The sequence below is a fragment of the Micromonospora sp. NPDC005324 genome (assembly GCF_040607155.1).
Lineage (GTDB): Bacteria > Actinomycetota > Actinomycetes > Mycobacteriales > Micromonosporaceae > Micromonospora > Micromonospora trifolii.
On the sequence record NZ_JBEXGE010000093.1, the window covers coordinates 1 to 5,450 of the forward strand.

Sequence of the window (5,450 nt, forward strand, 5' to 3'; positions counted from 1 at the left end):
AACGCAGATTAGGCCACCCCCGGTGGGGGTGGCCTAATCTGGAAGATTGTCCGGCGGCGTCCTACTCTCCCACACCCTCACGAGTGCAGTACCATCGGCGCTGGAGGGCTTAGCTTCCGGGTTCGGAATGTAACCGGGCGTTTCCCCTCCGCCATGACCGCCGTAACTCTATGAACATATCAAACAACCCCGGCACACACTCACGGGTGTTCGCTTGTTCAGAGTTGCACAGTGGACGCGTAGCAGCTTAGTAGTCAAGTCCTCGGCCTATTAGTACCGGTCAACTGAACCCGTTACCGGGCTTACATTTCCGGCCTATCAACCCAGTCGTCTAGCTGGGGGCCTTACCCCACCAAGGTGGGTGGGATACCTCATCTTGAAGCAGGCTTCCCGCTTAGATGCTTTCAGCGGTTATCCCTTCCGAACGTAGCTAACCAGCCGTGCCCTTGGCAGGACAACTGGCACACCAGAGGTTCGTCCGTCCCGGTCCTCTCGTACTAGGGACAGCCCTTCTCAAGTATCCTACGCGCACGGCGGATAGGGACCGAACTGTCTCACGACGTTCTAAACCCAGCTCGCGTACCGCTTTAATGGGCGAACAGCCCAACCCTTGGGACCTGCTACAGCCCCAGGATGCGACGAGCCGACATCGAGGTGCCAAACCATCCCGTCGATATGGACTCTTGGGGAAGATCAGCCTGTTATCCCCGGGGTACCTTTTATCCGTTGAGCGACACCGCTTCCACTCGCAAGTGCCGGATCACTAGTCCCGACTTTCGTCCCTGCTCGACTTGTCAGTCTCACAGTCAAGCTCCCTTGTGTACTTGCACTCAACACCTGATTGCCAACCAGGCTGAGGGAACCTTTGGGCGCCTCCGTTACCTTTTAGGAGGCAACCGCCCCAGTTAAACTACCCACCAGACACTGTCCCTGAACCGGATAACGGTCCGAAGTTAGATACCCAAATCAACCAGAGTGGTATTTCAAGATTGCCTCCACCCATACTGGCGTATGGACTTCACCGGCTCCCACCTATCCTACACAAGCTAATTCGAGTACCAATGTCAAGCTATAGTAAAGGTCCCGGGGTCTTTCCGTCCTGCCGCGCGTAACGAGCATCTTTACTCGTACTGCAATTTCGCCGGGCCCGTGGTTGAGACAGTGGGGAAGTCGTTACGCCATTCGTGCAGGTCGGAACTTACCCGACAAGGAATTTCGCTACCTTAGGATGGTTATAGTTACCACCGCCGTTTACTGGCGCTTAAGTTCTCCGCTTCGCCCCGAAGAGCTAACAGGTCCCCTTAACGTTCCAGCACCGGGCAGGCGTCAGTCCATATACATCGAATTACTTCTTCGCATGGACCTGTGTTTTTAGTAAACAGTCGCTTCCCCCTGCTCTCTGCGGCCATACAACGCTCCACCCGCGCGGGGCTTCACGTCTCCGGCCCCCCTTCTCCCTAAGTTACGGGGGCAATTTGCCGAGTTCCTTAACCACAGTTCGCCCGATCGCCTCGGTATTCTCTACCTGACCACCTGTGTCGGTTTGGGGTACGGGCCGCTAAGAACTCGCTAGAGGCTTTTCTCGGCAGCATAGGATCACTGACTTCACCTGAATCGGCTCGGCATCACGTCTCAGCCCTCATGTGTTGCGGATTTGCCTACAACACGGCCTACACGCTTACCCCGGCACAACCACCGGCCGGGCTCAGCTACCTTCCTGCGTCACCCCATCGCTTGACTACTACCCATCAGGTTCCCACGCTCCCCACCATCCGTCCGAAGACATCAGGCAGCTCGGGTGGTTAGCACAACGAGGTTCATCAGGGACGCTCTTTCGCGGGTACGGGAATATCAACCCGTTGTCCATCGACTACGCCTCTCGGCCTCGCCTTAGGTCCCGACTCACCCAGGGCGGATTAGCCTGGCCCTGGAACCCTTGGTCATCCGGCGGAAGGGTTTCTCACCCTTCTTTCGCTACTCATGCCTGCATTCTCACTCGTGCCGCGTCCACAACTGGGTCACCCCGCTGCTTCACTCGCGGCACGACGCTCCCCTACCCATCCACACACCTGCACAAGGAATCAAGTCCAAGCGAGGATAAAATGTGAATGCCACAGCTTCGGCGGTGTGCTTGAGCCCCGCTACATTGTCGGCGCGGAACCACTTGACCAGTGAGCTATTACGCACTCTTTAAAGGGTGGCTGCTTCTAAGCCAACCTCCTGGTTGTCTATGCGACCCCACATCCTTTTCCACTTAGCACACGCTTAGGGGCCTTAGCTGGTGATCTGGGCTGTTTCCCTCTCGACTACGAAGCTTATCCCCCGCAGTCTCACTGCCGCGCTCTCACTTACCGGCATTCGGAGTTTGGCTGATTTCGGTAAGCTTGTGGGCCCCCTAGACCATCCAGTGCTCTACCTCCGGCAAGAAACACGCGACGCTGCACCTAAATGCATTTCGGGGAGAACCAGCTATCACGGAGTTTGATTGGCCTTTCACCCCTAACCACAGGTCATCCCCCAATTTTTCAACATTGGTGGGTTCGGCCCTCCACGCGGTCTTACCCGCGCTTCAGCCTGCCCATGGCTAGATCACTCCGCTTCGGGTCTAGGACACGCGACTGAATCGCCCTATTCAGACTCGCTTTCGCTACGGCTCCCCCACACGGGTTAACCTCGCCACATGCCACTAACTCGCAGGCTCATTCTTCAAAAGGCACGCCGTCACCCCGCAAGGCTCCGACGGATTGTAGGCGAACGGTTTCAGGTACTATTTCACTCCCCTCCCGGGGTACTTTTCACCATTCCCTCACGGTACTTGTCCGCTATCGGTCACCAGGAAGTATTTAGGCTTACCAGGTGGTCCTGGCAGATTCACGGCAGATTTCAGGGGTCCGCCGCTACTCGGGAACACCCACAGAAGGTCAGCAACTTTCACCTACCGGACTCTCACCGTCTACGGTCAGCCATTCCAGACTGTTCGACTAGCCACTGACTTTGTAACTTCTCGAACAAGTGTCAGCTTGTTCAGCAGGGTCCCACAACCCCGACCACGCAACCCCTGACAGGTATCACACGCAGCCGGTTTAGCCTCGATCCGCTTTCGCTCGCCACTACTCACGGAATCACTAAATTGTTTTCTCTTCCTACGGGTACTGAGATGTTTCACTTCCCCGCGTTCCCTCCACACACCCTATGTGTTCAGGTGTGGGTGACACCACATGACTGGTGCCAGGTTTCCCCATTCGGACACCCTGGGATCACAGCTTGGTTGACAGCTCCCCCAGGCCTATCGCGGCCTCCCACGTCCTTCATCGGCTCCTGGTGCCAAGGCATTCACCGTTCGCCCTTGACAACTTGACCACAAAGATGCTCGCGTCCACTGTGCAATTCTCAACAAACGACCAACCCACAACCCGATCCGCCCCACACCAAACCCAACAACCGTTGGCGGTATGTGGAGCCAGGCCATGCCTGGCAGACTTCCAGCCCCCACACAGGAGGCCGGCACAGTCTCTGAAACAACAACCCAACGGTTGTTCCTTCAGGACCCAACAGGGTGCTCACATCTCCCCCCAGCCGCACCAACAGCAACCATTCCCACCACCAAAGTGGCTGTACTAGGCGCCGCCGGCCGTTGCCAGGGCAAAACTTGCCAGTGTCTCCGCCATTCGAGCACCCCACCACCACATTCGGGCAGCGCGGGCTCCTCACCGACTTTCGTCGGAAGGTGCTCCTTAGAAAGGAGGTGATCCAGCCGCACCTTCCGGTACGGCTACCTTGTTACGACTTCGTCCCAATCGCCAGCCCCACCTTCGACGGCTCCCTCCACAAGGGTTGGGCCACCGGCTTCGGGTGTTGCCGACTTTCGTGACGTGACGGGCGGTGTGTACAAGGCCCGGGAACGTATTCACCGCAGCGTTGCTGATCTGCGATTACTAGCGACTCCGACTTCACGGGGTCGAGTTGCAGACCCCGATCCGAACTGAGACCGGCTTTTTGGGATTCGCTCCACCTCACGGTATCGCAGCCCATTGTACCGGCCATTGTAGCATGCGTGAAGCCCTGGACATAAGGGGCATGATGACTTGACGTCATCCCCACCTTCCTCCGAGTTGACCCCGGCAGTCTTCGATGAGTCCCCGCCATAACGCGCTGGCAACATCGAACGAGGGTTGCGCTCGTTGCGGGACTTAACCCAACATCTCACGACACGAGCTGACGACAGCCATGCACCACCTGTGACCGCCCCCGAAGGACCTCACATCTCTGCGAGTTTTGCGGCCATGTCAAACCCAGGTAAGGTTCTTCGCGTTGCATCGAATTAATCCGCATGCTCCGCCGCTTGTGCGGGCCCCCGTCAATTCCTTTGAGTTTTAGCCTTGCGGCCGTACTCCCCAGGCGGGGCGCTTAATGCGTTAGCTGCGGCACAGGAAACCGGAGAGGCCCCCCACACCTAGCGCCCAACGTTTACAGCGTGGACTACCAGGGTATCTAATCCTGTTCGCTCCCCACGCTTTCGCTCCTCAGCGTCAGTATCGGCCCAGAGACCCGCCTTCGCCACCGGTGTTCCTCCTGATATCTGCGCATTTCACCGCTACACCAGGAATTCCAGTCTCCCCTACCGAACTCTAGCCTGCCCGTATCGACCGCAGGCTTGGAGTTGAGCCCCAAGTTTTCACGGTCGACGCGACAAGCCGCCTACGAGCTCTTTACGCCCAATAAATCCGGACAACGCTCGCACCCTACGTCTTACCGCGGCTGCTGGCACGTAGTTGGCCGGTGCTTCTTCTGCAGGTACCGTCACTCTCGCTTCGTCCCTGCTGAAAGAGGTTTACAACCCGAAGGCCGTCATCCCTCACGCGGCGTCGCTGCATCAGGCTTCCGCCCATTGTGCAATATTCCCCACTGCTGCCTCCCGTAGGAGTCTGGGCCGTGTCTCAGTCCCAGTGTGGCCGGTCGCCCTCTCAGGCCGGCTACCCGTCATCGCCTTGGTAGGCCATCACCCCACCAACAAGCTGATAGGCCGCGAGCCCATCCCAAGCCGAAAAACTTTCCACCACCAGCCATGCGGCCAGAAGTAATATTCGGTATTAGCCCCCGTTTCCGAGGGTTATCCCAAAGCTTGGGGCAGGTTGCTCACGTGTTACTCACCCGTTCGCCGCTCGAGTACCCCGAAGGGCCTTTCCGCTCGACTTGCATGTGTTAAGCACGCCGCCAGCGTTCGTCCTGAGCCAGGATCAAACTCTCCAACAAAAAATTAGTTGAACAGCATCCTGACAACAAACAAATGTTGCCAAAGGAATCCCAACCAGCCAGCAAAAACTGACCAGTCCGGGGTATAAATCATAATTGGCACTGGCTTTACAAGCACCCTGTTGAGTTCTCAAAGAACAACCACACACCGACCAGAAGCCCCACCACAGTGGAACCCCAACCGGGGCTTTCGAACC

3 rRNA genes are annotated in these 5,450 nt (G+C 57.5%); all 3 read right to left on the minus strand.

Annotated elements, in window-relative coordinates:
* Positions 1 to 48: 48 nt before the first annotated feature.
* Positions 49 to 165: ribosomal RNA gene (rrf, locus tag ABZS40_RS36160) — 5S ribosomal RNA — on the minus strand.
* A gap of 85 nt (positions 166 to 250) precedes the next feature.
* Positions 251 to 3,360, minus strand: a 23S ribosomal RNA gene (locus ABZS40_RS36165).
* 378 nt (positions 3,361 to 3,738) lie between these two features.
* Positions 3,739 to 5,253: ribosomal RNA gene (locus tag ABZS40_RS36170) — 16S ribosomal RNA — on the minus strand.
* Together the 16S, 23S and 5S rRNA genes form the textbook arrangement of a ribosomal RNA operon.
* Positions 5,254 to 5,450 lie beyond the last annotated feature (197 nt).